26 protein-coding genes, 6 tRNA genes and 1 pseudogene are annotated in these 25,783 nt (G+C 72.8%); 22 read left to right on the top strand and 11 right to left on the bottom strand.

Features of this window, described 5'->3' with window-relative positions:
- Positions 1-44 precede the first annotated feature (44 nt).
- The gene (locus tag AB0I06_RS20600; RefSeq protein WP_363120448.1) at positions 45-542 is read left to right on the top strand and encodes a GNAT family N-acetyltransferase; all 498 of its coding nucleotides are present in this window, start codon (positions 45-47) and stop codon (positions 540-542) included.
- Positions 543-614: 72 nt separating this feature from the next.
- On the opposite strand, the gene AB0I06_RS20595 is transcribed toward AB0I06_RS20600, so the two are convergent.
- Both AB0I06_RS20595 and AB0I06_RS20590 read right to left on the bottom strand, forming a co-directional pair.
- On the bottom strand, positions 615-1,046 hold the full coding sequence (locus AB0I06_RS20595) for a hypothetical protein (RefSeq protein ID WP_363120259.1): 432 nt from the start codon (positions 1,044-1,046) through the stop codon (positions 615-617).
- Positions 1,027-1,386 carry a hypothetical protein gene (locus AB0I06_RS20590; protein WP_363120258.1) on the bottom strand — a complete coding sequence of 120 codons (360 nt, stop codon included), beginning with the start codon at positions 1,384-1,386 and terminating at the stop codon, positions 1,027-1,029. Before AB0I06_RS20590 ends, AB0I06_RS20595 begins: the two co-directional genes overlap by 20 nt.
- A 69-nt stretch (positions 1,387-1,455) precedes the next feature.
- On the opposite strand from AB0I06_RS20590, the gene AB0I06_RS20585 reads away from it, so the two are divergent.
- From AB0I06_RS20585 to AB0I06_RS20540, 10 genes are all read left to right on the top strand, one after another.
- A complete protein-coding gene (locus AB0I06_RS20585) occupies positions 1,456-2,106 on the top strand; it encodes an HAD family hydrolase (RefSeq protein WP_363120257.1) in 651 nt (216 codons plus the stop codon).
- A 374-nt stretch (positions 2,107-2,480) separates the two neighbouring features.
- Entirely contained in the window at positions 2,481-3,515 is a 1,035-nt protein-coding gene (locus AB0I06_RS20580; RefSeq protein ID WP_363120256.1) for an ATP-binding cassette domain-containing protein, read from the top strand.
- On the top strand, positions 3,512-4,219 hold the full coding sequence (locus AB0I06_RS20575) for a methionine ABC transporter permease (protein WP_363120255.1): 708 nt from the start codon (positions 3,512-3,514) through the stop codon (positions 4,217-4,219). Before AB0I06_RS20580 ends, AB0I06_RS20575 begins: the two co-directional genes overlap by 4 nt.
- A gap of 61 nt (positions 4,220-4,280) precedes the next feature.
- Positions 4,281-5,099 (top strand): MetQ/NlpA family ABC transporter substrate-binding protein, encoded by an 819-nt coding sequence (locus AB0I06_RS20570; RefSeq protein WP_363120254.1) that lies wholly within the window; start codon positions 4,281-4,283, stop codon positions 5,097-5,099.
- Between the two features lie 140 nt (positions 5,100-5,239).
- A complete protein-coding gene (locus AB0I06_RS20565) occupies positions 5,240-5,872 on the top strand; it encodes a GNAT family N-acetyltransferase (protein ID WP_363120253.1) in 633 nt (210 codons plus the stop codon).
- 142 nt (positions 5,873-6,014) lie between these two features.
- Positions 6,015-7,235 carry a precorrin-6y C5,15-methyltransferase (decarboxylating) subunit CbiE gene (gene cbiE / locus AB0I06_RS20560; RefSeq protein WP_363120252.1) on the top strand — a complete coding sequence of 407 codons (1,221 nt, stop codon included), beginning with the start codon at positions 6,015-6,017 and terminating at the stop codon, positions 7,233-7,235.
- Positions 7,236-7,602: 367 nt separating this feature from the next.
- Complete coding sequence (gene cobT / locus AB0I06_RS20555; protein ID WP_363120251.1) at positions 7,603-12,021, top strand: nicotinate-nucleotide--dimethylbenzimidazole phosphoribosyltransferase; 4,419 nt, start codon at positions 7,603-7,605, stop codon at positions 12,019-12,021.
- Positions 12,022-12,204: 183 nt separating this feature from the next.
- A complete protein-coding gene (gene cobA / locus AB0I06_RS20550) occupies positions 12,205-13,446 on the top strand; it encodes a uroporphyrinogen-III C-methyltransferase (protein WP_363120250.1) in 1,242 nt (413 codons plus the stop codon).
- Between the two features lie 64 nt (positions 13,447-13,510).
- Positions 13,511-14,329 carry an RNA methyltransferase gene (locus AB0I06_RS20545; RefSeq protein ID WP_363120249.1) on the top strand — a complete coding sequence of 273 codons (819 nt, stop codon included), beginning with the start codon at positions 13,511-13,513 and terminating at the stop codon, positions 14,327-14,329.
- A 9-nt stretch (positions 14,330-14,338) separates the two neighbouring features.
- Positions 14,339-14,731, top strand: a complete 393-nt coding sequence (locus AB0I06_RS20540; RefSeq protein ID WP_363120248.1) for an NUDIX domain-containing protein — start codon at positions 14,339-14,341, stop codon at positions 14,729-14,731.
- A gap of 33 nt (positions 14,732-14,764) precedes the next feature.
- Here the strand turns inward: AB0I06_RS20540 and AB0I06_RS20535 are convergent, their stop codons facing one another.
- A complete protein-coding gene (locus AB0I06_RS20535; protein WP_363120247.1) occupies positions 14,765-16,222 on the bottom strand; it encodes a protein kinase in 1,458 nt (485 codons plus the stop codon).
- Positions 16,223-16,417: 195 nt separating this feature from the next.
- On the opposite strand from AB0I06_RS20535, the pseudogene AB0I06_RS20530 reads away from it, so the two are divergent.
- The 4 genes and pseudogenes from AB0I06_RS20530 to AB0I06_RS20515 form a co-directional block, all read left to right on the top strand.
- Positions 16,418-16,725: pseudogene (locus AB0I06_RS20530) on the top strand (hypothetical protein); the annotation flags it as partial.
- Between the two features lie 202 nt (positions 16,726-16,927).
- Complete coding sequence (locus AB0I06_RS20525) at positions 16,928-17,134, top strand: hypothetical protein (protein ID WP_363120246.1); 207 nt, start codon at positions 16,928-16,930, stop codon at positions 17,132-17,134.
- 202 nt (positions 17,135-17,336) lie between these two features.
- Complete coding sequence (locus AB0I06_RS20520; RefSeq protein WP_363120245.1) at positions 17,337-18,278, top strand: aminoglycoside phosphotransferase family protein; 942 nt, start codon at positions 17,337-17,339, stop codon at positions 18,276-18,278.
- A gap of 79 nt (positions 18,279-18,357) precedes the next feature.
- Positions 18,358-18,639 carry a zf-TFIIB domain-containing protein gene (locus AB0I06_RS20515; RefSeq protein ID WP_311684290.1) on the top strand — a complete coding sequence of 94 codons (282 nt, stop codon included), beginning with the start codon at positions 18,358-18,360 and terminating at the stop codon, positions 18,637-18,639.
- Between the two features lie 61 nt (positions 18,640-18,700).
- Here AB0I06_RS20515 and AB0I06_RS20510 read toward each other — a convergent pair.
- The 5 genes from AB0I06_RS20510 to AB0I06_RS20490 form a co-directional block, all read right to left on the bottom strand.
- Positions 18,701-18,772, bottom strand: a tRNA-Val gene (locus tag AB0I06_RS20510).
- Between the two features lie 43 nt (positions 18,773-18,815).
- A tRNA-Val gene (locus tag AB0I06_RS20505) sits at positions 18,816-18,887 on the bottom strand.
- Between the two features lie 22 nt (positions 18,888-18,909).
- Positions 18,910-18,981 (bottom strand) — tRNA-Val (locus tag AB0I06_RS20500).
- A gap of 1 nt (position 18,982) precedes the next feature.
- Positions 18,983-19,056: transfer RNA gene (locus tag AB0I06_RS20495), tRNA-Cys, on the bottom strand.
- A 36-nt stretch (positions 19,057-19,092) separates the two neighbouring features.
- Positions 19,093-19,165 (bottom strand) — tRNA-Gly (locus AB0I06_RS20490).
- Between the two features lie 177 nt (positions 19,166-19,342).
- Between AB0I06_RS20490 and AB0I06_RS20485 the strand changes: the two genes are divergently transcribed.
- Genes AB0I06_RS20485 through AB0I06_RS20475 form a run of 3 tightly spaced genes read left to right on the top strand, consistent with a single transcriptional unit; the run spans position 19,343 to position 22,082 of the window.
- Positions 19,343-20,386, top strand: coding sequence for a chorismate-binding protein (locus AB0I06_RS20485; protein ID WP_363120244.1), 1,044 nt, complete (start codon positions 19,343-19,345; stop codon positions 20,384-20,386).
- A complete protein-coding gene (locus AB0I06_RS20480) occupies positions 20,383-21,204 on the top strand; it encodes an aminodeoxychorismate lyase (RefSeq protein WP_363120243.1) in 822 nt (273 codons plus the stop codon). The genes AB0I06_RS20485 and AB0I06_RS20480 overlap by 4 nt, the downstream gene beginning before the upstream one ends.
- Before the next feature lie 53 nt (positions 21,205-21,257).
- The gene (locus AB0I06_RS20475) at positions 21,258-22,082 is read left to right on the top strand and encodes a GNAT family N-acetyltransferase (protein WP_363120242.1); all 825 of its coding nucleotides are present in this window, start codon (positions 21,258-21,260) and stop codon (positions 22,080-22,082) included.
- A 25-nt stretch (positions 22,083-22,107) separates the two neighbouring features.
- Here AB0I06_RS20475 and AB0I06_RS20470 read toward each other — a convergent pair whose 3' ends face one another.
- Positions 22,108-22,632, bottom strand: a complete 525-nt coding sequence (locus AB0I06_RS20470; protein ID WP_363120241.1) for a DsbA family protein — start codon at positions 22,630-22,632, stop codon at positions 22,108-22,110.
- Positions 22,633-22,806: 174 nt separating this feature from the next.
- On the opposite strand from AB0I06_RS20470, the gene AB0I06_RS20465 reads away from it, so the two are divergent.
- Both AB0I06_RS20465 and AB0I06_RS20460 read left to right on the top strand, forming a co-directional pair.
- Positions 22,807-23,253 carry a hypothetical protein gene (locus tag AB0I06_RS20465; RefSeq protein ID WP_363120240.1) on the top strand — a complete coding sequence of 149 codons (447 nt, stop codon included), beginning with the start codon at positions 22,807-22,809 and terminating at the stop codon, positions 23,251-23,253.
- A gap of 157 nt (positions 23,254-23,410) precedes the next feature.
- Positions 23,411-23,608, top strand: coding sequence for a hypothetical protein (locus AB0I06_RS20460; RefSeq protein ID WP_363120239.1), 198 nt, complete (start codon positions 23,411-23,413; stop codon positions 23,606-23,608).
- Positions 23,609-23,687: 79 nt separating this feature from the next.
- On the opposite strand, the gene AB0I06_RS20455 is transcribed toward AB0I06_RS20460, so the two are convergent.
- On the bottom strand, positions 23,688-24,248 hold the full coding sequence (locus AB0I06_RS20455) for a CGNR zinc finger domain-containing protein (protein WP_363120238.1): 561 nt from the start codon (positions 24,246-24,248) through the stop codon (positions 23,688-23,690).
- A 299-nt stretch (positions 24,249-24,547) separates the two neighbouring features.
- Entirely contained in the window at positions 24,548-24,961 is a 414-nt protein-coding gene (locus tag AB0I06_RS20450) for an SsgA family sporulation/cell division regulator (RefSeq protein WP_004002642.1), read from the bottom strand.
- Positions 24,962-25,152: 191 nt separating this feature from the next.
- Between AB0I06_RS20450 and AB0I06_RS20445 the strand changes: the two genes are divergently transcribed.
- Both AB0I06_RS20445 and AB0I06_RS20440 read left to right on the top strand, forming a co-directional pair.
- Entirely contained in the window at positions 25,153-25,611 is a 459-nt protein-coding gene (locus AB0I06_RS20445) for a TIGR02611 family protein (protein ID WP_363120237.1), read from the top strand.
- 46 nt (positions 25,612-25,657) lie between these two features.
- A tRNA-Val gene (locus AB0I06_RS20440) sits at positions 25,658-25,729 on the top strand.
- The last annotated feature ends 54 nt before the right edge of the window (positions 25,730-25,783 follow it).

Raw genomic sequence — 25,783 nt, 5'->3', positions numbered from 1 at the left:
AGTGAGGGACCACCGGTGATCAGATGAGCGGGAGGCGTGCGCACATGGGCATGAGCGTGACCATCTCTACGGCGACCGAGCAGGACGCGGAGCAGATCTTCAGGCTGCAGTACCTGTGCTTCCAGACGGAGGCCGCGCTGTACGGGAACTACCGCATCGACCCGCTCGTCCAAACCCTCGACTCGGTCCGCGAGGAAGTCGCCCGCGACTGCGTCTTCGTGGCCCGGCTCGGAGACGAGGTCGTCGGCTCGGTCCGCGGGTCGGTCACCGAGGACGGCGCCGCCGCGATCGGCAAGCTCTGCGTCCACCCCCGCCTCCAGGGCCACGGCATCGGAGCCCGCCTGCTGCGCGCGGCCGAAGCGGCCCTCACCGACCGGCACGGCGCCACCCGCTTCCGCCTCCACACCGGCCACCGCAGCGAGGGCAACCTCCGCCTCTACCGCAAGGTCGGCTACGAGACGGTGGGCACGTCCCAGGGCTCCGACGGCGTACCGATGATCATCCTGGAGAAGCCGGCCGGCACCTACGCGGCGACGGCGTGATGTTCGGCCCTCTTTAGGGGCGCGGGGAACTGCGCAACGAGCCACGGACGGCCCGCGGCCGCCTGACGAACCTCAGGCGGCATCCCCATGGCGCGCACGCGAAGCCCGCAGCCAGTAGATGGCGGACACCGGCAAGATCACCGGAATGAAGAGATACCCCATCCCGAAGTCCGACCACACGGTCGCGTCCGGGAAGGCGGACGGCTCGACCAGGGTCCAGGTCCCCACCGTCAGCACCCCCGCCAACTCGGCGACGCAGCACGCCAGTGCGGCCTTGCGTGCCGTCTCTCCGCCCCGCACCAGCGAGTACGTGATGAACCCGTACACGACACCGGCCACCGCCGACAGCGAGTAGGCGAGCGGAGCCCGGTCGAACTCCGTGGCGATCTGATAGGCGGACCGGGACACCGCCCCCACGACCATCACGCCGTACAGCCACACCAGCAGCGTGCCCGGCCCGCTGATCAGCCGCCGCCGGCCCACCTCAGCCTCCCCAGATGTCATAGAGACGCACCTCCAGCACCGCCAGCACCACGCCGCCCGCGGCGACCGTCACCGAGCCCCACCGGGTCCGCTCGGCCAGCGACATGAACCCCGCCGCCGGGACGCACGCGAACGCCCCCAGCAGATACGCCACGAAGATCGTCGTGCCCTGCTCCGGCTTCTCGCCCCGCGCCAGCAGCACGATCCCCACCACCAGCTGGATCAGCGACAGCAGCGTGACCACGGCCATCCCGATGAAGTGCCAGTCCTTCGTGGGCTGGTCACGGTAGGCCGCCCAGCCGCACCAGGCGGCCAGCAGCAGCGCGGCGACGCCGGTCACCAGCGTCAGGACATCAAGCATGCTGCGACCTTATTACGGCCGAAAAGGCCCGATGCCCGCGGCCCCGGCCCGCACCGTAGGGTCGAGGGCATGACGATCCACGCCCAGGCCCTGCTCTTCGACAACGACGGAACCCTCGTCTCCTCCCTCGCCTCGGTGGACCGCTGCTGGACGCGGTGGGCCGGGGAGTACGGGATCACGGCCGAGGAGTTCGCGCGCGTGGAGCTGCACGGCCGGCCGGCCGCCGAGATAGCCGCCGACCTGCTGCCCGCCGAGGTCGTGCCGCAGGCCGTCGCGCGGATCGAGGACCTGGAGGTGGACGACGTCCCCAACGGCGGGGTGCACCTGCTGCCGGGTACCCGGGCCCTCCTCGACGCCCTGCCCGCCGACCGCTGGGCCGTCGTCACCTCCGCGACCCGGCGCCTTGCCGAGGCCCGGCTCGACGCGGTGGGCATCCTGCCCAAGACGCTGGTCGCCGCCGACGACATCACCCGCGGCAAGCCCGACCCCGAGCCCTACCTGCTGGCCGCCCGCGCGCTCGGCGTCGACCCGGCGCACTGCGTGGTCTTCGAGGACGCCCCCGCGGGCCTCACGGCCGGCCGCGCCGCCGGCATGACCACCGTGGCGTTGACCACAACCCACCAGGCCCACGAACTCCACGCCGACCTGGTCGTCGAGAACCTGTCGGCCCTGTCCGTACTGGTCACCGAGCGGGGCGTGGAGATCTCCCCGCGCGGCTGAAACGCACCGGCCCTGTCCACGACTGTCCAGCATCCGGACAAGGCGGGGCGGGTCAGGACCGTACGCATGTTTTACTGACGGCATGACCACGACGAGCGACCGCATCCCCGCGACCGAGGCGACCATGACGCCCGGTGCTCGTTGTATGTGTCGAATGTGCGCCTTCTAGAGGGCCCCCGCACCACCCCCTGAGCTCGCGCCCCGAAGCGAGACGCGGCCCGTCCGCACGCCCTGAGCGCTGCGCGACCGTCGCCGCCCCGCGCACATGTTCTCCCCGGTCGCACTCCCCAGCGAGAACCGTGTCGCGTCTTCGACCGAATGCACCTGTGCCCGGGCACACCCACGCCCGCGCACTCGACAGTGACGGAATCCCAGTGATCACCACCTCGGGCCTGACCAAGGTCTACCGTGCACGCGGCCGCGAGGTCACCGCCCTGGACGGCGTCGACCTGCACGTCCGCGAAGGCGAGGTGTACGGCGTCATCGGCCAGTCCGGCGCCGGCAAGTCCTCGCTCATCCGCTGCGTCAACCTGCTGGAACGCCCCACCTCCGGCACCGTGACCGTCGACGGGCAGGACCTCACCGCCCTGGCCGGCCGCGGCCCGCGCGCCGGAAGGGAGCTGCGCCGGGCGCGCAGCCGGATCGGCATGGTCTTCCAGCACTTCAACCTGCTGTCCTCGCGCACCGTCCAGGACAACGTCGAACTGCCCCTGGAGATCCTCGGCACCTCCGGGCAGGAGCGCTCCCGCAAGGCGCTGGAGCTTCTCGACCTGGTCGGCCTCGCCGACAAGGCGAAGTCCTACCCCGCGCAGCTCTCCGGTGGCCAGAAGCAGCGTGTCGGCATCGCCCGCGCCCTCGCCGGCGACCCCAAGGTGCTGCTGTCCGACGAGGCCACCAGCGCCCTCGACCCGGAGACCACCCGCTCGATCCTGGCGCTGCTGCGCGACCTCAACCGCCAGCTCGGCCTGACCGTCCTGCTCATCACCCACGAGATGGACGTCGTGAAGTCGGTCTGCGACTCGGCCGCGCTGATGGAGAACGGGCGCATCGTCGAGTCCGGCACGGTCGGCGAGCTCCTCGCGACCCCCGGCTCCGAACTGGCCGCCGCCCTGTTCCCGCTCGGCGGTGAGGCCTCCGGCGAGGACCGCACGGTCGTCGACGTCACCTTCCAGGGCGAGAGCGCCACCCAGCCCGTCATCTCGCAGCTCGCCCGCACCTACAACATCGACATATCGATCCTCGGCGCCGCCATCGACACCGTCGGCGGCCTCCAGGTCGGCCGGATGCGCATCGAACTGCCCGGCCGCTACGAGGACAACGTCGTGCCGATCGGCTTCCTGCGCGAACAGGGCCTCCAGATCGACGTCCTGGGCCACGAGTCCGTACTGGTGAAGGAGAGTGCCAAGTGACCTGGTCCGAGATGCAGCCCCTGCTGGAGCAGGCGTGTTGGGACACGCTCTACATGGTCGGCTGGTCCACGCTCATCGCTGTCGCCGGCGGACTGCCGCTCGGCATCCTGCTGGTCCTGACCGACCGCGGCGGCCTGTTGCAGAACCTCGCCGCCGGCAAGGTCATCGGGCAGGTCGTGAACATCGCCCGCTCCCTGCCGTTCATCATCCTGATGGTCGCGCTGATGGGCTTCACCCGCTCGATCACCGGCACCACCATCGGCCGCGAGGCCGCCATCGTGCCGCTCGCCGTCGGTGCCATCCCGTTCTTCGCGCGGCTGGTCGAGACGGCCGTCCGCGAAGTGGACCACGGGCTCGTCGAGGCCGTGCAGTCCATGGGCGGCAACACCTGGACCATCGTCCGCAAGGTCCTCGTCCCCGAGTCCCTGCCGTCGCTGATCTCCAGCACCACCACCACGATCGTCGCCCTCATCGGCTACTCCGCCATGGCGGGCACCGTCGGCGCCGGCGGCCTCGGAGACATCGCCATCCGCTACGGCTACCAGCGCTTCGAGACCCAGCTGATGTGGATCACCGTCGCGATCCTCGCCGTCGTCATCTCGGTCATCCAGTTCGCCGGCGACTACGCGGCCCGCTCCCTGCACCGACGCGGCGCCCACTCGGGCCCCGCCCCCAAACTGCGGCTCCTCAAAGCCGCCTCCTGAACCCCCCGTACACCCATCACGGGGTCGCACCACTCACAGGTCATAAGGAAAGGCACTTTTCGTGCGTAACACCGCCAAGATCACCACCGCCGTCATCGCCGCCGGAGCCCTCACCCTCGGGCTCACCGCCTGCGGCGCGGACAGCTCGGACACCGACGGGCCCCTGATCGTCGCCGCCAGCCCCGTCCCGCACGCCGAGATCCTGAACTACGTCAAGGACAACCTCGCCAAGAAGGAAGGCCTCGACCTCCAGGTCAAGGAGTTCACCGACTACGTCACGCCGAACACGGCGACGCAGGACGGCTCCGTCGGCGCCAACTACTTCCAGAACAAGCCGTACCTCGACGACTTCAACAAGAAGAACGGCACCGACATCGTGCCCGTCGTCACGGTCCACCTGGAGCCGCTCGGCCTCTACTCCCACAAGGTCAAGAAGGCCGACGACCTGAAGAGCGGTGCGACCGTCGCCATCCCCAACGACACGGTCAACGAGGCCCGCTCCCTCAAGCTCCTCGCCGCCCACGGGCTCATCACCCTCAAGGCGGGCGTCGGCAACGAGGCGACCCCCTCGGACATCACCGAGAACCCCAAGAAGCTCACGTTCAAGGAGCTGGAGGCGGCCCAGACCCCGCGCTCCCTCGACGACGTGGACGCCGCCGTGGTCAACGGCAACTACGCGATCGAGTCCGACCTCAAGCCGTCCGAGGACGCCCTCGTGCTGGAGTCCCCGAAGAACAACCCCTACGGCAACTTCCTCGCCGTGAAGAAGGGCAACGAGGACGACCCGCGCGTGAAGAAGCTCGCCAAGCTCCTCACCTCGCCCGAGGTCAAGAAGTTCATCCAGGACAAGTACGCCGGCTCGGTGCTCGCCTCCTTCTGAGCCCCCGTCCGGCACCCGCGCACAGGGCCCTTCCCCCGCCCGCCGGGGGAAGGGCCCCGTGATGCGGACTAGTGCTTTCATGCTGCATGCTGGGCAGTTCAGCATGCCCTGAAGGTTCACCGAAGGTTACGGAGCGGCGCATGACGAGCACCTTCCCCAACATCTCCATCAGCACGGAGCGGTTGGTGCTGCGTCCCCTCGACGAAGACGACGTCGCCGCACTGGCCGCGATGATGAACGACGAACAGGTCGCGGCCTGGACCTCCGTCCCGCAGCCCTTCACGGAGCGCGGCGCGCGCACCTGGATCACCGAGTACGCCCCCGCGCAGCGCACCGAAGGACACGGAATCGACTTCGCCGTCACCGAGTTCCTCACCCAGCGCCTGGTCGGCGTCATCCAGCTCGGCAGGACCAACTGGCACGTACGCTCCACCGAGCTGTCGTACATCATCGCCCCCTGGGCCCGCGGCGAGGGCTACGCCTCCGAGGCCGCCCTGGCCACCGCCCAGTGGCTCTTCGGTGACCAGAAGTTCGAGCGCATCGAGCTGCGCACGGCGGCCGACAACACCGCCTCCCAGCAGGTCGCCCAGAAGATCGGCTGTATCAGCGAGGGCGTGCTGCGCAACGCCTGTATAGCCAGGGCCCGTGCCGAGGACGGCACATGGACCGACGTACGCACCGACTTCATCGTCTGGAGCCTGCTCCCCGAGGACCTGGAAGGCGTCGGCGAGCAGCTCCGCGACGGCTTCACGTCCTTCGGTGACTGGAACTGACCGGAACCGACCGGAGGACGACGGCGACGACCACACCGGCGCCCCCTCCGACATCTCCACCGGGTACCCTCACGGAGCCCGCCCCGGGGCGGATCCCCGCAACGACACGCACGACCTGCGAAAACCCTGGAGACTGACGACGATGGCCGACCGGGTCACGGTGATCGGCTGGGACGGTTCGCCGCTGACCGCCACGGCGAGCGCCGCCCTGGGCGCCGCCACACTGGTGGCGGGCGCCGCCCACCACCTGGCGCTCCCCGAAGTGCCGGCCGGTGCCGAACGCATCCGCCTCGGCAGTGTCGCCCTAGCCGCCCGCCGTATCGCCGCGCACCGCGGCACGGCCGTCGTGCTCGCCGACGGCGACCCCGGTTTCTTCGGCGTCGTACGCGCCCTGCGTGCCCCCGAGTTCGGCCTCGAGGTCGAGGTCGTGCCCGCCGTCTCCTCCGTCGCCGCCGCCTTCGCCCGCGCGGGCATGCCCTGGGACGACGCACAGGTGGTCGTCGCCCACCCCCGCACCCTGCGCCGTGCCGTGAACGTCTGCCGCGCCCATCCCAAGGTGGCGGTGCTCACCTCACCCGGTGCCGGACCCGCCGAACTCGGCCTGCTCCTCGAAGGAGTCCACCGCTCCTTCGTCATCTGCGAGGAACTCGGCACCGCCCGCGAGCGCGTCTCCGTCGTCACCTCCGACAAGGCCGCCGACCACACCTGGCGCGATCCCAACGTCGTCATCGTCCTCGGCGGCCCGGCCGGGCCCGGCACCGCGGGGGAGGCGGGCGGCTGGATCTCCGGCCGCGACCCGTCCGCCGGACCGCGCGGCTGGACCCTGCCCGCCGACGCCTACGGCACGGACTTCGGCGAGGGCGAGACCCCGCTGCTGCGCGCCTCCCAACTCGCCCGCCTCGGGCCCCGCGTCGGCGACCTCGTGTGGGACATCGGCTGCGGCAGCGGCGCCTTCGCCGTCGAGGCCGCCCGTGCCGGCGCCGCCGTCCTCGCCGTCGACAGCGACCGGGACGCCTGCGCCCGCACCGACGCCGCCGCGCGCCGCCTCGGCGTCCAGCTCCAGATCGTGCACGGCACCGCCCCGCACGTCCTGGAGAACCTCCCCGAACCCGACGTCGTCCGCGTCGGCGGCGGGGGAGCGGCCGTCGTCTCGGCGGTCGCCGACCGCCGCCCGCAGCGCATCGTCACGCACGCCGCCACCCGCGACGCCGCCGAACTCATCGGCCGCGACCTGACCGAGCACGGCTACGGCGTCGAGTGCGCCCTGCTGCAATCCGTCGAACTCGACACCAGGGCCTGGACGGAGAAGGAGCGGAGCGTCGCGTTCCTGCTCAGCGGCGTGCTGCCGCGACGCGGTGCCTGACCCCGCCGCCGTCCCCGTGATCGGGTTTTCGTACCGCGCGCGGTAGGCTGGCCGATCGCTGCACCGCACAAGGACGCCCGGCGCTTCGTCGGGCAATGTCCGGAAAACCCGCCCGTTTTGGGGTGTGTGTGGTACGGCAGAACCGGAGGACGCGCAACGTGGCGCAGTCCACAGCGGAACCGGCGTGGATCAAGCTGCCGTGGGGGTGGTTCGACCGCGACAATGCCAGTGAATGGCTTTGTCGCCTTTTCCGGGCGGACCGTTCGTGCCGCTGGGGACGCACGCTCGTTCTTCACTGCGGGGCGGTCGGTGCGCCGTTCCGGGCGAGCTGGTCGTAGGAGCACTAACCGATGGGCGAGGGGTACGCATGACCGACACCGGCCAGGTCCCGGGCGAGGGACTGCCGGAGAGCGCAGGCATGGTGGAGCAGCCGGGCGCCCCCGCGCACGGTGCGTACACCTACCTCTCCGAGACCACCACCGAGACCGAGGACGAAGACCTGCTGTTGCCGGGCGCCCAGGGCGCCTGGGGCAACGAGGTCCCCCCGCCCGCGCCGGAGCCGGTCGTGGAGACCGTGCACCAGCCGGGCCCGCACGAGATCTCCGGCCGCGACAGCGGCTCGGTCGACCTCGGCGGCGTCCGCCTGCCCGACCCGCCGCCGATCCCGCCCATCACCCCGCGCCGGCCCCTGCACCTCGGCCCGCCGCTGCCCGACAGCTCCACCAGCCCGGTCCGCTCCCTCGCCGACCGCGGCCCCGCCGACGCGCCCGTACGGCAGCCGGCACCGTCGCCGGCGGGTCCCGAGTACCTCGACGGCCCCCGCGCGCCCGAGACGCCCTCGGCCCCCGCCGCGCCCTGGGGCGCGCAGGTCACCCACCCGGCTCCGGTGAGCGCCGGGGCGGCACCTGCGGAAACGGTTGTTCCGGCGACGGAACCGATGGGCACGGCCCAGGCGGTCCCGACCCACACGACGACCCACACGGCCCCGCCCGTAGCGGCCGGTGAAGACCCGGCCACTGCCCAGCACCAGACGCCCGCCGAGGCCGGTCAGGCCGCCCCCGCGGCGGTCGCCGCCGACGCCGGGGCGATGGACGCGGACCCGGCACGGAACCAGGCCGACGCCACAGCGGAGCAGGCCGTCCCGGCTGACGCCGGTGGCGGGGCGGCGCAGGGTGCGGCCGCCGCTGCCCCGGAAGCCGCACTGCCGCCGGCCGTGGCGGACGCGGGCCATGACGCCGGGGTGCCGGGGCCGGACTCCGCGGGCGAACAGGCGGCGGTTGCGGATGCAGCCGAGCAGACCGTGGCTTCGGCTCCTGCCCCCGAGAACGGCCAGACTCCCGCGGCGGTTCCCTTCCCGAAGGCCGCGTCAGGCCCGGAGCACGCCGCCGTCACCTCACCGGAGACCGTCGGCACGGAGACTGCGGCGCAGGCGCCGGACGGGGCGGCCGAGGCGGTGGCCCCGGAGGCGGTCGCCCAGGTACCGGCCGCCGGCGCCGCGCCCGAGGCCGCCGCGCCGCATGCCGAGACGGCGACTCCTGAGGCGGTCGCCCAGACGCCGGCCGCCGACGTCGCCCCCGAGGCCGCCGCGCCGCTTCCTGACGCGGTGGTGCCTGAGGCGGTGGCGCAGGCGCCCATCGCGAACGGTGAGACCGAGGTCGCGGCACCTGCTGCGGACGCTGCCGCAGCTCCGCAGGCCGCCGCGCCGCTGCCTGACATGGTGGCGCCTGACGCGGTGGTGCCTGACGCAGTGGCGCAGATGCCGACGGCGAGTGCCGAACCCGCGGCTGCGGCACCCGCTGCGGACGTGACCGCAGCCCCGCAGGCCGCCGCGCCGCTTCCCGACCTGGCGACCCCCGAGGCGGCGGCGCAGGCGCCCACTCCGAGTGCTGGTCCCGAGGCTGCGGCACCGGCTGCCGAGGCGACCGCCCCGCAGGCCGCCGCGCCGCTTCCTGACATGGTGACCCCCGAGGCGGCGGCGCAGGCGCCGACGCCGGGTGCCGAACCCGAGGCTGCGGCACCGGCTGCGGACGCGACCGCAGCCCCGCAGGCTGCCGCACCGCTTCCGGAGGCGCCCGCCCCCGAGGCGGCGCCGCAGGTACCCGCCCCGGGTGTCGAGCCCGAGGCTCCCGCCGCAGTCGTGCCCACGAGCGCCCCCGAGGCCGTTGCCCACGTACCGGCAGCGGGTGTTGATCCCGAGGCCGCCGCACCGGGCGAAGACGCGAGCGCCCCCGAGGCCGCCGCACCGGCCGTTGTCGCGAACGCCCCCGAGGCCGCCGCACCGGCCGTTGCCGTGAACACCCCCGAGGCCGTTGCGCAGCCCCTGGACGTGGCCGCCCCCGAGCCCCCCGCACCGGCCCCTGAGGCCACTGCCCCCCAGATCCCCGCACCGGAGCACGTCGCCGCCCAAGAGGCCGCCCCCGAGCCCCCGGTCGCCCCTGCCGCGCCGCAGCCCGAGGCGACGGACCCCCAGGCGACGGACCCTCAGCCCGCCGCGCTCACCCCTGAAACGCCCGGCCAGGACGCCACCGCCGCCCCGGCCCCGGACGCCCCGGCCGCCGCCACCGCACTCCCCGGAACCGCCGTACCGGCCGAGGCCCCGCACCCAGCCGCCGCCCAGGACGCGCCCGCCCCGGCCCAGCCCTCCGCGGCAGCGGCACCCGAAGAGGCCCCGGCCCCCCTGGCCGCCCCCGACGCCGACGCGGTCCCGGCCGACGCCCCCGACGCCGTCACGGTCACTCCCGCCGCCGAGCCCGCGACCCCGGCACCCGCCGAGGACGTCACCGTCGTACTCCCGGCCCCCGTCGCGGCCCCGGTCGCGGACGAGTCGGCCGGGCAGCCCGTGCAAGGCCCGCAGCAGTCACTGCCGGCACCGTCCGAGACGCTGGAGCCGTCCGCACCCATGACCACCGTCCCGGCACCACGCGACGGCGACGCCGAACTCGCCCAGAACGCCGACGACCTGGACACCCGGGCCGCCGAACAGGAAGACCTGGCCGACCAGGAACGCCGAGAAGAGAGCGCGGTCGCAGTGGCAGAAGCCCGACGGTCCACCGGCCCCGCCGCCCCCGGTTACGACCCCGCCGAACGCGAGGCCGTCCTGAAGGTGATGCGCGAACGCCGCGACATCCGCAACGGCTTCCGCAGCGACCCGATCCCGCACGAGGTGCTGCTCCGTGTCCTGGAGGCCGCCCACCACGCGCCCTCCGTCGGCCACTCGCAGCCGTGGGACTTCGTCGTCATCCGCTCCGCCGACACCCGGCGCGCGATGCACGAACTGGCCATGCGCCAGCGCGACGCCTACGCGAAGTCCCTCCCCAAGGGCCGGGCGAAGCAGTTCAAGGAACTGAAGATCGAGGCCATCCTCGACACGCCGGTGAACATCGTCGTCACCGCCGACCCGACCCGGGGCGGCCGCCACACCCTGGGCCGCCACACCCAGCCCCAGATGGCCCCGTACTCGGCCGCCCTGGCCGTGGAGAACCTCTGGCTCGCCGCCCGTGCCGAAGGCCTCGGCGTGGGCTGGGTCAGCTTCTTCGACGAGCGTGAGATGGTCCGCGCCCTCGGCCTGCCCGAGCACCTTGAGATCATCGCCTACCTGTGCGTCGGCTACGTCGACGAGTTCCCGGACGAGCCCGAGCTGTTGCAGGCCGGCTGGTCCAAGCGCCGCCCGCTGTCCTGGGTCGTGCACGAAGAGACATACGGCCGCCGTGCCCTGCCCGGAGAGGAACCCCACGACCTGCTCGCCGAGACCGTCGCGCAGATCCGCCCGCTGGACGCCAAGGCGCTCGGCGAGGCGTGGGAGCGCCAGAAGCGTATGACCAAGCCGGCCGGTGCGCTGGGCATGCTGGAGATCATCTCCGCCCAGCTGTCCGGTCTGTCCCGCCAGTGCCCGCCGCCCATCCCGGAGCCCGCCGCGGTCGCCGTCTTCGCGGGCGACCACGGTGTGCACGCGCAGGGCGTCACCCCTTGGCCGCAGGAGGTGACGGCCCAGATGGTGGCCAACTTCCTCGGCGGGGGCGCGGTCTGCAACGCCTTCGCGACCCAGGTGGGCGCCGAGGTCTGCATCGTGGACGTGGGTGTCGCCGCCGACCTCCCGGCCACCCCGGGTCTGCTGCCCCGCAAGATCCGCGGCGGCACGTCCGACATGACGACCGGCCCGGCGATGACCCGCGAGGAGGCCAGGCAGGCCATCGAGGTCGGCATCGAGACCGCCCGCGACCTGGTCGCCGCCGGCAACAAGGCCCTGCTCACCGGTGAGATGGGCATCGGCAACACGACCGCGTCTGCCGCGCTGATCTCCGTCTTCACGGGTGCGGACCCGGCCGAGGTCACGGGCCGGGGGACCGGCATCAACGACGAGACCCTCGCCCGCAAGACGGAGGTCGTCCGCCGCGCCCTCGAACTCCACCAGCCGGACCCGGCCGACCCGGTCGGCGTGCTCGCCGCGATCGGCGGCTTCGAACACGCCGCGATCGTCGGCCTGCTCCTCGGCGGCGCCTCCCTGCGTACGCCGGTGATCCTGGACGGCGTCAGCGCCGGGGCCGCCGCCCTGGTCGCCCGCGCGATCGCCCCGGAGGTCCTGGCGGCGTGCATCGCGGGTCACCGCAGCGCCGAGCCCGGCCATGTCGCCGCCCTCAACAAGCTGGGCCTGCGCCCCCTGGTCGACCTCGACCTCCGCCTCGGCGAGGGCACCGGCGCCCTGCTCGCCCTCCCGCTGGTCCAGAGCACCGCCCGGGCCATGCACGAGGTGGCGACGTTCGACTCCGCAGGAGTGACGGAGAAGTAGGCCCGCTGCCGCCGACGTGGCTCCGTGACCGGGCGTTCCGCCGACCGGGACGCCCGCCCACGGACCACCCGCCGACGGGCGACCGGGTGCCCAGCCACCGGACCGCCCGAGCCGCTCTCCCGCCCGCCCATTAAAATCCGCACGTCAGGGCACTGAACACCGCCGCAACAGGAGCCGCACCCCATGGCCGAACACCCCGCCTACCCCGTAGGCCTCCGCCTCACCGGCCGCCGCGTGGTCGTCCTCGGCGGCGGCCAGGTCGCCCAGCGCCGCCTGCCGGCACTGATCGCGGCCGGCGCGGACGTCCTCCTCGTGTCGCCCGAGGCCACTCCGTCCGTCGAGGCCATGGCGGACGCCGGCGAGATCACCTGGCAGCGGCGCTCCTACCAGGAGGGCGACCTCGCCGACGCCTGGTACGCCCTCATCGCCACCAGCGACCCCGAGGCCAACACCGCCGCCTCGGCCGAAGCCGAGCGGCACCGCGTCTGGTGCGTCCGCTCCGACGACGCCGACCGGGCGACGGCCTGGACCCCGGCCACTGGCCACAGCGAGGGCGTCACGGTCGCCGTCCTCACCACCGACGCCAAGGGGCGCGACCCCCGCCACACCGCCGCCATCCGCGACGCGGTGGTCGAGGGCCTGCGCGACGGCACGCTCGTCGCCCCGCACCACCGCACCCGCACCCCCGGAGTCGCCCTGGTCGGCGGCGGACCCGGCGACCCGGACCTGATCACCGTGCGCGGCCGCCGTCTGCTCGCCGAGGCCGACGTGGTCATCACCGACCACCTCGGCCCGCGCGACCTGCTCGCCGAACTCTCCCCGGGCGTCGAGGTGATCGACGCGGCGAAACTGCCCTTCGGCAGGTTCATGGCCCAGGAAGCCATCAACGACGCCCTGATCGAGCACGCGCGCCAGGGCAAGTCGGTCGTCCGGCTCAAGGGCGGCGACCCCTTCGTCTACGGCCGCGGCATGGAGGAGGTCCAGGCCCTGGCCGAGGCCGGCATCCCGTGCACGGTCGTGCCCGGCATCTCCAGCTCCATCTCGGTCCCGGGCGCCGCCGGCATCCCGGTCACGCACCGGGGCATCGCCCATGAGTTCACCGTGGTCAGCGGCCACATCGCCCCCGACGACGAGCGCTCCCTGGTCGACTGGCCGTCCCTGGCCAAGCTGACCGGCACGCTCGTGATCCTCATGGGCGTCAGCACCATCGGCAAGGTCGCCGAGACGCTCATCGCCCACGGCAAGTCCCCGGACGCCCCCGTCGCCCTGGTCCAGGAAGGCACGACGGCCGGCCAGCGCCGTGTCGACGCCACGCTCGCGACGGTGGCCGAGACGGTGCGGACCGAGGACGTGAAGCCCCCGGCCGTGATCGTCATCGGCGACGTCGTGAAGGTCGGCCCCAAGACCCCCGCATCCCGAAAGTAACCCCGGGTAACACAACCCGTACCGAGCCGTTGGCACCGCACCCAGGACAAGGCAGTATCACCCTGTGGCCGATCTCATCACCGTCGAGGACCCCGACGACCCGCGTCTGCGCGACTACACCGGCCTGACCGACGTGGAGCTGCGCCGCAAGCGCGAACCCGCCGAGGGCCTGTTCATCGCCGAGGGCGAGAAGGTCATCCGCAGGGCCAAGGAAGCCGGCTACGAGATGCGGTCCATGCTGCTGTCGGCCAAGTGGGTCGACGTCATGCGCGACGTCATCGACGAACTCCCGGCCCCGGTCTACGCCGTCAGCCCGGAGCTCGCCGAGCAGGTCACCGGCTACCACGTGCACCGCGGGGCGCTCGCCTCCATGCAGCGCAAGCCCCTGCCCACGGCCGCCGACCTCCTCCGCACCGCCCGCCGCGTCGTCATCATGGAGTCGGTCAACGACCACACCAACATCGGCGCCATCTTCCGCTCGGCCGCCGCCCTCGGCATGGACGCCGTCCTGCTCTCCCCGGACTGCGCCGACCCTCTCTACCGCCGCAGCGTGAAGGTCTCCATGGGCGCGGTCTTCTCCGTCCCGTACGCCCGGCTGGACACCTGGCCCAAGGGCCTGGAGTCGGTCCGCGAGGCGGGCTTCACGCTCCTCGCCCTCACCCCCCACGAGAAGGCCCGGTCCCTCGACGAGGCCGCGCCGCACACCATGGACCGCGTGGCGCTCATGCTCGGCGCCGAGGGTGACGGCCTGTCCACCCAGGCCCTGGTCGCGGCCGACGAGTGGGTCCGCATCCCCATGTCCCACGGCGTCGACTCCCTCAACGTGGGCGCGGCGGCGGCCGTGGCCTTCTACGCCGTGGCCACCGGCCGGCCTCAGGTCTAGGACGCGTCCATGGCGCAGCGCGAGGCCGTCGTCGCCGTCCTCCTGCGCGGCGACCGTCTCCTCGCCGTGCGGCGCGGACCGGCGGTCGTCCGCCCCGGCTACTGGCAGCCCGTCAGCGGCAAGGTGGAACCGGGGGAGACCCAGGAGCAGGCGGTCGTCCGGGAGGTGCACGAGGAGGTCGGCCTCACCGTCGTGCCGGAGGCGAAGGTCTGGGAGTCGGAGACCGACGACCACCGCTTCCGCCTCCACTGGTGGACCGCCCGCGCCGGCACCGGCGAGGTGGTCCCCGACCCGCGCGAGGTCGCCGAGACCCGCTGGGTCACCCCGCGGGAGTTCCTGGCGCTGGACCCGGTCTTCGACGGTGACCGGGAGTTCTTCGAACGGATCCTGCCGGAGCTCTGACGGCCCGCGGAACAGCGGGCCGTCGTCCCACGGCTAGAAGTCCCGCGCAGAGCCGTCCTGCCGGACTTGCTCTTGCCGGACCTGTTCCTGCCGTACGCCGCCCCCGTCGCCGCCCAGTCCCCGGGCCGGGCCCTGACAGCCCTGCACCAGGGCGATGCCGACCGCCACCAGCAGCGTCACCACGACGAAGACGAACAGCCGCTGCCGCAGCAGCCGCGGGTTGGCGGGCCGCAGTTTGGTGCCCGTGTTCCGGGACGCCGGGCGCCCGGTGCCGCTGTGCGGGGCGGGGCGACTGCCGCTGCCCGGGCGGGTACCGTTGCGCCCGGTGGGCGTCGGCCGCGACCCCGACCGCGACGGGGCGCCGCGCGAGGCGCCGGATCCGCGCACCGGAGCCCGGCCACGCCCCGCGCCACCCGTCGAACGGGGACCGCCCCCGGCCGACCGCGATCCGCCCCTGCTCGGGGGAGGCGTACCCTCCGGCGCCCCATGGCCGTCCCGGGACGGCGACCCACCCCGCGGCGGGGGAGTGCTCCGGCCCCGCTGCGCCCCGGACGCCCCCACGCCCTGCGGCCCCTGCGGACGCCGGGTCCGCTCGGGGTAGGTGTCGGCAGGGCGGTCGGACTCGGCACCGCGCGGTGCGGGCGGCCGGACACCGGCGAGGTCCTGCGACTCCCGGGCCGCGATCTCCTTGAGCCTGAGGGACAGTTGGAGCGTGCTGGGCCGCTCCTCGGGGTCCTTGGCCAGGCACGCCCGGACGAGCGGTGCCAGCGCGTCGGGCACACCGTGCAGTTGCGGCTCCTCGTGCACGACGCGGTACAGCATCACCTCGGAACTGCCGTGCCCGAAGGGCGAGTCGCCCATCGAGGCGTACGCGAGCGTGGCGCCGAGCGAGAACACGTCCGTGGCCGGTGTGACGGTGGCCCCGCGCACCTGCTCCGGCGCGAGGAAGCCGGGCGAGCCGACCGCCGTGCCGACGTGGGTGAGCGTCGAGGCGCCGGTGGCCCAGGCGATGCCGAAGTCGATGATCCGCGGCCCCTTCGGGGACAGCAGGATGTTGGACGGCTTCAGGTCCCGGTGCACCACCCCGGCCTCGTGCACCGCGACCAGGCCCTCCGAGAGGGCGGCGCCGACGGCCGCGACATCGGCGGCGCCGAGCGGCCCCTCGGCCGCGACCTTGTCGTGCAGGGAAGGGCCGGGTACGTACTGCGTGGCGAACCAGGGGCGGTCCGCGTCGAGGTCGGCCGCCACCAGCCGGGCCGTGCAGCCGCCGCGGATCCGCCGGGCCGCCGAGACCTCCCGGGCGAACCGTGAACGGAACTCCTGGTCCTCCGCCAGGTCGGGCCGGATGACCTTGAGCGCGACCCGCTGCCCCTTCTTGTCGGAGCCCAGGTAGACCACGCCCATCCCACCCGCGCCGAGCCGTCTGTGAAGCTTGAACGAGCCGACGACGCGCGGGTCCTCGCGCCTCAGGCGCATCATCGCCATGTTCATCCCCGCTGCCCGGTCCTGTGACGAGCCACAGCTTACGTTTCCACGGCCGCCCGCGCGCAGAGGCCGCGCCCTCTCAGGGTGATGGATTGTCAGTGGCGGGCGGGAGACTTGAAAGGTGGTCAGGGAGGGCGCGAGGAGGCGGACTTCATCCGGCGGGTGCTCCCAACCGCCCGTCCCCGACGGGGGATTGGTCCTGTGCAGGGTGATCGTGTGGAGATGGTCGTGGACGCCGGGAACACGACGCACACGTCAGTGGTGGTGGTGAGCGGGGCGGGCCGCAGGGTGGAGACGGCGGGGCGCCGAGGTGTCGTGGAAGTGAGCGAAGTCACCCGGCGGGGCTCCCCCCCCCCACACCGTGTGGGCAGTGGGGGAGGGGCGCTCGCACGTACCGCCGCCGCATGGCGAATCCGGTGCCGACCCTGGCGGAACAGCCGGTTCCACGGGAGGAAAGCACCGGCAAACCGGAACGATCCGGGCGTCCCGTCGGGGAAGACCCTGAGACCCGTGTCCCCGTCTCCACCCAGGGGAGTACGCCGCAGGTGGCGACTCATCCTCCGGGAGGCCCGGCAATCGGTACGAGGGCATGACGCCCTAAGCGACCCCGACGCCTAGATTTGAGGTCAAGCGGCGGGTGGCAGCACTCGTCCCCCGAGGTCAGACGCCCGCCGCTGTCAACGACAACCGATCACGGTCAGGAGAGGGGCCATGGCCCAGACGGCTCCGCGGACGCTGCTCCGCGCAGAGGGACGCAAGGTGTACGCCGCCGCGTTCCGCCGCCGCCCGGGCCGACGCCACCCGGTGGTGGCGACGCTGATGGCCCTTCCCCTGGCGGTCCTGCTCCTCCTCGTCTTCGACGGGTGGGAGACAGTGGCCACACAGGCGTCGTCCGTGGGAGAGATGCTGGGGCGCTGAGCGGCGACCCCAGGCCCGGAAGAGCGGTCCGGGCGGGGACATCCCACCCATGAAACCCCGTGGGGACGGGGGTGCGGCGGACGGCAAAAATGCCGGCGCAGCTGGGGAGCTGCGCCGGCATTGCTTTTGCCCCGCGGGCGCCGAGCACCGGAACGGTGCGGTTTCCTACGGCGGGGCCTGCGTCTGCACGTACCCTCAGCCGGTGAACTCCGCCCCCGGGCCGCTCCTGGCCGATCTCACCGCCGAGGCCCGAGCCGCCGCCCACACGCGCTCATCGGCCTGCCCCTGCGGCGCGGCCACGCTCGCCGACCGCCCCGACGGTCTGGTGGTGCGGCACGCGGACACCGTCGCGAAGGCCCACCCCCCGGGCACCGACCCGGCCGAACTCGCCGCCCGCCTCACCCTCGCCGCCCGGCACCCCGGCATTCTCCTGCCCCCGCTGCACCCCACCCCGGTCGCCCTGCACGGCCGCCCGGTGACGTTCTGGCCGTACGGCACCCCCGTGGATCCGGGCGATCCGGACGCCGCCCCCTGGGAGGCCGCCGCCGTTCTGCTCGCCCGCCTGCACCGCACCCCGGCCCCCGCGGACCTGCCCGCCATGCGCGGCCCGGTCAAGGCGGCCCGAGCCATCGCCCGGCTCCGCGAGGCCGGCCCGCATCCCGCTGCCGCCCCGGTGCTGCGCGCCTGGGCCACCCTCCCGCCCTGGTCCAGGGGCGAGGCCCCGATGCCGCACACCGGCACCCTCTGCCACGGCGACCTCCACCTCGGCCAGCTGGTACGCCACCCCGCCCCGGCGGGCCCCTGGCTGCTGATAGACGTGGACGACCTCGGCGTCGGCACACCCGCCTGGGACCTCGCCCGCCCCGCCGCCTGGTACGCCTGCGGCCTGCTCCCGCCCGATGCGTGGGACCGGTTCCTCACCGCCTACCGGCAGGCGGGCGGCCCGGCCGTCCCCGCCGAGGGTGATCCCTGGCCCGCTCTGGACGTCGCGGCCCGTGCCCTCACCGCGCAGACCGCGGCCCGGGCCGTGGCCAAGGCGGCCGCGGCCGGCCGGGCACTGGACGAGGTGGAACAGTCGGTCGTGGACGCCTGTGACCGAATGGCCGCCGTCCCGCCGCAGTCGGCGCAGGACCACGCGAAGTAGGGTGCAACCGATCACAGCGGGACAGAGTCTGTCCTGGCGAGAGGTGAAGCAGGACCGACCGGCGAGGAGTTGAACGACCATGCAGTGTCCGAAGTGCCGTGCGCCGATGCACACGTACAACCGCAACGGTGTCCAGATCGAGCAGTGCAGCGGCTGCCGAGGGATCTTTCTCGACTACGGCGAGCTGGAATCGCTGACCCGTCTGGAGGCCCAGTGGTCCCAGCCGGCTCCGCCACCCCCGCCCGCCCCGCAGGCCTACCCGGCCCCACCGGCTCCCGCCTGGGGCGCCCCGCACGGCGGCCACGGCCACCACGGTCACCACCGACACAAGAGCTTCGGCCACATGCTGTTCTCTTCGTGACGTGAGGTCGTGACATCACCGGAGCCCCCGGCCGAGAACGGCCGGGGGCTCCGGTGTGATGTGGACGATACTGGGATTGAACCAGTGACCTCTTCCGTGTCAGGGAAGCGCTCTCCCGCTGAGCTAATCGTCCTCGGGACCATGACCACGATCAGCGACGGGTCATGGGCACTGCGTGCGCGATACTGGGATTGAACCAGTGACCTCTTCCGTGTCAGGGAAGCGCTCTCCCGCTGAGCTAATCGCGCGGGGCGGATCTCGAAGATCCAGTGGACGATACTGGGATTGAACCAGTGACCTCTTCCGTGTCAGGGAAGCGCTCTCCCGCTGAGCTAATCGTCCTTGGAGGTGGAGACGGGATTTGAACCCGTGTAGACGGCTTTGCAGGCCGTTGCCTCGCCTCTCGGCCACTCCACCAGGAGTGCGGGGGACCGGGATCCCCCTCTTCCTTCGAGCGGACGACGAGGTTCGAACTCGCGACCTCAACCTTGGCAAGGTTGCGCTCTACCAACTGAGCTACGTCCGCCTGTCGGTTCGGTCCGCTCTCGCGGCCCGGCGACGTGTTGAACTCTAGCGGATTCCGGGGCCAGTACAAAAACGCGTTTGTGCAGCGTGCTGCGCTTCCCCTGCTCAGCGACGTCACAGGGCCGCCCGGGGAGACATCCCCCGGTCACCCGCGGGACACCCGCCTAGACTCGACTGCGTGCTCGACCTCCCTCCTCTGGCCCGCTTCGGTGACCGTGTCGCCACCGGGCTCCTCGATGTCACCGACGATCCCGAAGCCCTGGAGTCCAGCGGCTTCTGGGCCGTCTGCGCCGACTTCGAGGGCCGTCTGGCCTGCGCCCGCTTCGCGGAGGTCCGGACGGCGCACGTGCCGGCTCCCGTGCCCGGCGCGTGGCACGGACCGGCCGCCGGCGACTGGACGTCCTCGCTCGACCGCGCCGCGTACACGGCCGCCGTGCGGCGGATCCGCGCCCACATCGCGGCCGGGGAGGTCTACCAGGCGAACCTGTGCCGGGTGCTGTCCGCGCCCGTCCCGCCCGGCGCCGACGTCGACGCGCTCACCGCGCTGCTGGCCCGGGGCAACCCGGCCCCCTATGCCGGAACGATTCGCCTGCCGGGGCACGGCGTGGAGATCGCCACCGCCTCCCCCGAACTCTTCCTGCGGCGCGACGGCCGGACCGTCGAGTCCGGGCCCATCAAGGGCACCGGCAGGACCGAGGCGGACCTGCTGGAGAAGGACTACGCCGAGAACGTGATGATCGTGGACCTCGTCCGCAACGACATCGGGCGGGTCTGCGCCACGGGCAGCGTCACGGTGCCCGACCTGTGCGCCGTGGAGAAGCACCCCGGGCTGGTCCATCTCGTCTCGACGGTCCGCGGCGAGCTGGCGGACGGGGCCGGCTGGGCCCAACTGCTCGGCGCCGCCTTCCCGCCCGGCTCGGTCACCGGCGCGCCCAAGTCCAGCGCCCTGCGGATCATCGACGCCCTGGAGACGGCGCCCCGGGGCCCCTACTGCGGCGGGATCGGCTGGGTGGACGCCGACCGGGGGACCGGGGAGCTGGCCGTCGGCATCCGTACCTTCTGGATCGACCGGTCCGACGCCACGCTGCGGTTCGGCACCGGCGCCGGCATCACGTGGGGCTCCGACCCGGAGGGGGAGTGGCGGGAGACCGAACTGAAAGCGGCCCGGCTGCTCGCGATAGCGTCGGGAACCTACGAGGCGAGGGAAGAGGACCTGACGTGAAGATCTGGCTCGACGGCGGGCTGCGGGACATCGAGTCCGCCCGTGTCTCCGTCTTCGACCACGGGCTGACCGTGGGCGACGGCGTCTTCGAGACCGTGAAGGCCGTGGACGGCCGGGCCTTCGCGCTCACCCGGCACCTCGACCGGCTGACCCTCTCCGCGCGCGGCCTGGGCCTGCCCGACCCGGACCACGACGAGGTGCGCCGCGCCTGCGCCGCCGTCCTGGAGACCAACCCCGCGCCGCTCGGCCGGCTGCGCATCACCTACACCGGCGGTCACGGCCCCCTCGGCTCCGACCGCGGCCAGCACGGCCCCACCCTCGTCGTCGCCCTCGGCGAGACGACCCGCCGCCCCGACTCCACCGCCGTGATCACGGTCCCCTGGACCCGCAACGAGCGCGGCGCCCTCACCGGCCTGAAGACCACCTCGTACGCCGAGAACGTCGTCGCCCTCGCCCGCGCCCGCGAACAGGGCGCCTCCGAGGCCCTGTTCGGCAACACCGTGGGGCGGCTGTGCGAGGGCACCGGGTCGAACGTCTTCGTCGTCCTCGACGGTGAGATCCACACGCCGCCGCTCGCCTCCGGCTGCCTCGCAGGCATCACACGCGCGCTGACGGCCGAATGGACCGGCGCCATCGAGACCGACCTGCCGCTGGACGTCCTGGAGCGGGCCGACGAGATCTTCCTGACCTCCACCCTGCGGGACGTGCAGGCCGTGCACCGCGTCGACGGCCGTGAGCTGCCCGGCGCGCCGGGCCCGGTGACCGCCAAGGCCATGCGGATCTTCGAGGAGCGGTCCGGGAACGACCTCGACCCGTGAACCGCCCGGATAATCGGCTGACCGGGGCCGTGGTTGCGGGTAGAACACCCCTGATGACCACGACCCTGCGGCCGACCGAGCCGCTTCAGCAGAACGACGACGGGACGCGCTCACGCCGTTTCCAGGTGTGCGTGAACAGCCGTCCCGTGGGGGCGATACACCTTGGCACCCACCCCGTCTTCGGCGCGGCGGTGGCCCGGATCATGAAGCTGCGCATCGACGAACCGGACCGCGGCCGCGGCCGCGGCACCGTGGCCGCGCTCGCCGCGGAGGAGGTCGTGCGCGGCTGGGGATGCCGCCGCATCGAGACGACGGTCCCCGCCGAGTCCACGGCAGGACTCCGGCTCGCCACGGCGCTCGGCTACGTCCTCCGCAACCGCGGCATGGAGAAGCCTCTCGGTGACACCCCGCCCGACCTGCCGGAGGGCAGTCGCGCACGACCCATGACCGAGGCGGAGTTCGGCCCCTGGCTGGAGCAGGGCAAGGAGCACTACGCCCGCGGCTGGATGGAGCGGGGCGTCCCGGAGGCCGAGGCCCGGGCCAAATCGCAGCGCGACCACGCCACCCTCCTGCCCGAGGGGCTCGCCACCCCCGGCATGCTCATCAGCGTCGTCGAACACCTGGGCACACCGGTCGGCACGCTGTGGCTGGCGGTACGCGAGGACAGCGCGTTCGTCTTCGACGTCGAGGTCGACGCCGCCCACCGGGGGAAGGGCCACGGCCGCACGCTCATGCTCCTGGCGGAAGCACAGACGATCGCCGAGGGCAGGCGGACCCTCGGCCTCAACGTCTTCGCCGGCAACACCCCGGCCGAACGGCTCTACGCGTCGCTCGGCTACGAGACGACGCAGTACGCCCTGTACAAGCCGCTGTTGTAACGGCCCGGGAGCCGGGCGAGGGCGGTCAGCGCTCCTGCCCGGCCAGCAGCCGGTCGGCGATCTCCTCGATCCGCTCGCGCAGCCCCTCCTGGCTCTTGCCGCCGTCCAGCCGCTCACCACCGATGACGTACGTCGGGGTGCCGGTCACGCCGAGCGCCTTGCCCTCGGCCTGGTCGGCGTCCACGATCAGGATGTGCCGGCCGTCGACCAGTGCGGTGTCGAACTCCTCGGCGTCCAGGTCCAGTTCGCGGGCCAGCTGGACCAGGAAGGGCTCACCCGCACGGGCCAGTTCCTCGACCCGCCCCAGCAGCGCCTCCACGTACGGCCATCCCCGGCCCTGCTCCCAGGCCTCCTCAGCGGCCTGGGCGGCGGCGAAGGCGTGCTTGTTCTTCTCCAGCGGGAAGTGCCGCAGCCGCAGCTCCAGACGGTCGCCGTAGCGGGCGCGCAGGGCACGGAGATCGTCCAGCGCGGTACGGCAGTCCGGGCACTGGAGGTCGCACCAGATCTCGAGGACGGGAGCGGTGGAACGGTCGGGGGTGGAGTCACTCATGCCGACAGTCTCCCAGCAGTGGCGGCGGGGGGCGCAGCGCACCGGCACCTGCGGAGGAGACGACCCGGAGATGTCCCTGATGTCGGAGCGGACCATGGCCCGCCGGGGTGGGGCGGGTGCAGGATGGAAGGGACGAAGTGCCCCGACCCGACCGCGCCACGCCTGGAGGACCGGATGATTGCCGAGACCGTCTGCTCCGCCGTGTCCGCGGCAGGCCTGGGCATCGCGGTGATCACGGCGTACCGCAAGCGCTACCTCGCGGCGGTCCGCGTCGCCGCCTACGCGCTCGTCCCGATCGGCCTCGTCATGACGGGGGTCGTCGAATGGCTGGCCGACACCGCGTTCAGCCCGACGGCCTGGGCCGGATTCGGTGTGCTCGGTCTCGCGTGGGTGCTCTTCATCACCACACGAGCCGTGGAGCGCCGTCGCGGCGGCACCCGCAAGGAGCGCAGGGCCGCGGCCCGCGCGGCGGAGCGGCCCGGCGCGGTGGCCCCGGCGGCCTCGACACCCGGTCTCGCCCAGGGGAGCCGCCCGGCTGCGGCCCCCCGTCCCGCCCCCGCCTCCCGTGGTGACGACGACTTCAGCGACATCGAGGCCATCCTCAAGAAGCACGGCATCTGACCGAGCGGCCCGCCCGGGGCTGAATCGTCACAGAGGGTCCGCCGGTGCGCGGAAGTGATCACAACCCGAACCGGACCTCACGGAATCGGCGCACTCCCGCACGTGACGACGTCGCCGATCGCGCCCGGCGGGGCGACTGCGTCATCATCGCCGCGAGATGCTGGACACGACGAAACAGAGCCACCCCGCACCGCCGCAGGACCGGCCGCACCCCCCGCGGGACGAGCCACGTCCCGGGCAGGACGAGCCGCGCGGTTGCCTCTTCGCCCTCTCCCAGCCACCGCTGATGATCTTCCTGGCGGTGATCGGGTGCCTGCTGCTCATGGCCTCGTTGCACGATCTGCTGTTGCTGTGAGCCTGAACCCGCGGACCCGGCGCCACCCGCCGGGTCCGCGCCGGCACTCTTTCCCGGCCTCGCGGACCTGCGGCGGCTGTCAGCCCGCCGCCTCCTTGCGGCGCGCCCGGTACGCGGCCACGTGCAGACGGTTACCGCAGGTACGGCTGTCGCAGTACCGCCGCGAGCGATTGCGGGAGAGATCGACGAAGGCGCGCCGGCAGTCGGGCGCCTCGCACCGCCGCAGCCGCTCCTGCTCCCCGGCCACCACGAAGAAGGCCAGCGCCATCCCGCAGTCGGCGGCCAGGTGATCGGCGACCGAGGCACCGGGCGCGAAGTAGTGCACGTGCCAGTCGTAGCCGTCGTGATCCGTGAGCCGGGGGGTGGTGCCGGCGGCCGCGACCAGCTCGTTGATCTGTCCGGCGGCGCTCCGGGCGTCGGGGGCCGCGAAGACGGCGGCGAAGCGTTCGCGGATCCTGCGCACCGCGGAGAGGTCGAACTCCGAGAGCACCCCGACGTCGCTGATCTCGTGGTTGCGCACGAAGTCCGCGAGGGCCGCCACGTCCGGCAGCCCGTCCGCGGCGGTGTCGTCCTCCGGTGCGGTGTTCACCAGATCGACCACGGTGTCGAGGGCGCACCGGGTGTCGTGGGTGATCAGCACGATTCGCTCCCTGGCCTGAGGGTCGGGCGGGCGCCCGCCGATGCTGGCCGATGGTAACGGCTCCACCGCCGCCGGACCGCCCTCATGCCCGCACATGGCTTCGAATAGAACGCCGCCGGGCCCGCCGTGGTTCCCGCGGGCACGGGCAGGGGAGGTACCGGGGGAGTGGCGGGCACGCGAACCGGCGCCGAGCCGCGTGAGCCGCGGTACCGGCGCCGGTGTCATCCCGTATGCGGTTGTCCGAGCCCGAGCCGTCTCCCCGAGTCGACGGCGCCGGGCGGCTTGGTGAGCGCCTCGCCCTAGCTTTCCGCCAGGATGTGCGAGAGCTCCTGGTCGAGGTCGAAGTGCCGGTGTTCCGTGCCGGGGGGCACGGCGGCGTCGGTCCGCTTCAGGAAGGACTCCAGGGCCCGCGCCGGGGCCTCGAGCAGGGCCTCGCCCTCCGGCGAGCTCAGGGCGATGCACACGACGCCCTGACCATGACTGCGCGACGGCCAGACACGGACGTCGCCGGTGCCCGTAGGGCGGTGAAGTCCCTCGGCGAGGAGGTCGCGGGCGAACACCCACTCGACGGTTTCCTCGGCTCCGGTGTGGAAGGTGGCGTGCACGGCGTAGGGGTCGGCCGTGTCGTACCGCAGGCCTGCGGGGACAGGCAGGGATGACTCGCTCGACACAACGAGGCGCAGGTGCAGCTCGCAGCTGACCGTGGTGTTCATAAGCGCCAGGGCCTTTCGCTCAGTGTGCGCTCGGGGATTCGCACGTCGGCGAAATCGACATGCCACCTACGGTGCCGTTGTAAACCCCTCTGAGTGTTTTGCGTGCCTTTACGTAACTCTTCCGGCCGAGAGATCGTTCGCGGCATGCGGCCATTCCGGTGACTGGTTTCGCTCCGGTAGTGTTCGTCCGTATGAATACGGGGAGTAACGAGCCGGGCGAGGTGGCCATGGCGTCGGACGAATCGGGGACGGGCGAGGTGCACGGCGAGCAGGACCGGGGCCTCGGCTCCCGGGCGCCGGAATTCATCAAGGCGCGTCGCGCGCTGCATCTGAGCTGGCAGGTCGGCGTTTTCATCATCGGCCTCGCGGTGGTCGTGGCCGGCATCATCATGCTGCCCCTGCCCGGGCCGGGCTGGGTCGTGATCTTCGGCGGCATGGCGATCTGGGCGACGGAGTTCGTCTGGGCGCAGCTGGTGCTGCGCTGGACCAAGCGCAAGGTCACGGAGGCCGCCCATCGGGCCCTCGACCCCAGGGTGCGGCGCCGCAACATCATCCTGACGTCGGTCGGGCTGGTGATCGTGGGCGTGATCGTCGGTTTCTACCTGTGGAAGTTCGGCATCGTCATGCCGTGGAAGATCAAGGACCAGTGAGCGTCACACGCACCCCCTGACATGGGGTAATGTTCTTCCTGCGTCCGGGCGATTAGCTCAGTGGGAGAGCGCTTCGTTCACACCGAAGAGGTCACTGGTTCGAACCCAGTATCGCCCACCCGGACCGGCGGCCCCCCAGCGGCCACCAGGGGGGCCCCCGGAGGGTGAGGCC

It is taken from the genome of Streptomyces sp. NPDC050674, assembly GCF_040654575.1.
Classification (GTDB): Bacteria; Actinomycetota; Actinomycetes; order Streptomycetales; family Streptomycetaceae; genus Streptomyces.
This window is presented reverse-complemented; position numbering and strand designations above follow the sequence as displayed.

What these genes read in the sequence shown, in the direction of transcription:
- AB0I06_RS20450 (WP_004002642.1), bottom strand. Translation starts at nt 24,961, where the DNA reads ATGAACACCACGGTCAGCTGCGAGCTGCACCTGCGCCTCGTTGTGTCG.
- cobT (WP_363120251.1), top strand. Translation starts at nt 7,603, where the DNA reads ATGACCGACACCGGCCAGGTCCCGGGCGAGGGACTGCCGGAGAGCGCA.
- AB0I06_RS20460 (WP_363120239.1), top strand. Translation starts at nt 23,411, where the DNA reads ATGCTGGACACGACGAAACAGAGCCACCCCGCACCGCCGCAGGACCGG.
- AB0I06_RS20475 (WP_363120242.1), top strand. Translation starts at nt 21,258, where the DNA reads ATGACCACGACCCTGCGGCCGACCGAGCCGCTTCAGCAGAACGACGAC.
- AB0I06_RS20535 (WP_363120247.1), bottom strand. Translation starts at nt 16,222, where the DNA reads ATGAACATGGCGATGATGCGCCTGAGGCGCGAGGACCCGCGCGTCGTC.
- AB0I06_RS20590 (WP_363120258.1), bottom strand. Translation starts at nt 1,386, where the DNA reads ATGCTTGATGTCCTGACGCTGGTGACCGGCGTCGCCGCGCTGCTGCTG.
- AB0I06_RS20445 (WP_363120237.1), top strand. Translation starts at nt 25,153, where the DNA reads ATGAATACGGGGAGTAACGAGCCGGGCGAGGTGGCCATGGCGTCGGAC.
- AB0I06_RS20540 (WP_363120248.1), top strand. Translation starts at nt 14,339, where the DNA reads ATGGCGCAGCGCGAGGCCGTCGTCGCCGTCCTCCTGCGCGGCGACCGT.
- AB0I06_RS20525 (WP_363120246.1), top strand. Translation starts at nt 16,928, where the DNA reads ATGGCCCAGACGGCTCCGCGGACGCTGCTCCGCGCAGAGGGACGCAAG.
- AB0I06_RS20565 (WP_363120253.1), top strand. Translation starts at nt 5,240, where the DNA reads ATGACGAGCACCTTCCCCAACATCTCCATCAGCACGGAGCGGTTGGTG.
- cbiE (WP_363120252.1), top strand. Translation starts at nt 6,015, where the DNA reads ATGGCCGACCGGGTCACGGTGATCGGCTGGGACGGTTCGCCGCTGACC.
- AB0I06_RS20600 (WP_363120448.1), top strand. Translation starts at nt 45, where the DNA reads ATGGGCATGAGCGTGACCATCTCTACGGCGACCGAGCAGGACGCGGAG.
- AB0I06_RS20465 (WP_363120240.1), top strand. Translation starts at nt 22,807, where the DNA reads ATGATTGCCGAGACCGTCTGCTCCGCCGTGTCCGCGGCAGGCCTGGGC.
- cobA (WP_363120250.1), top strand. Translation starts at nt 12,205, where the DNA reads ATGGCCGAACACCCCGCCTACCCCGTAGGCCTCCGCCTCACCGGCCGC.
- AB0I06_RS20470 (WP_363120241.1), bottom strand. Translation starts at nt 22,632, where the DNA reads ATGAGTGACTCCACCCCCGACCGTTCCACCGCTCCCGTCCTCGAGATC.
- AB0I06_RS20585 (WP_363120257.1), top strand. Translation starts at nt 1,456, where the DNA reads ATGACGATCCACGCCCAGGCCCTGCTCTTCGACAACGACGGAACCCTC.
- AB0I06_RS20595 (WP_363120259.1), bottom strand. Translation starts at nt 1,046, where the DNA reads ATGACATCTGGGGAGGCTGAGGTGGGCCGGCGGCGGCTGATCAGCGGG.
- AB0I06_RS20515 (WP_311684290.1), top strand. Translation starts at nt 18,358, where the DNA reads ATGCAGTGTCCGAAGTGCCGTGCGCCGATGCACACGTACAACCGCAAC.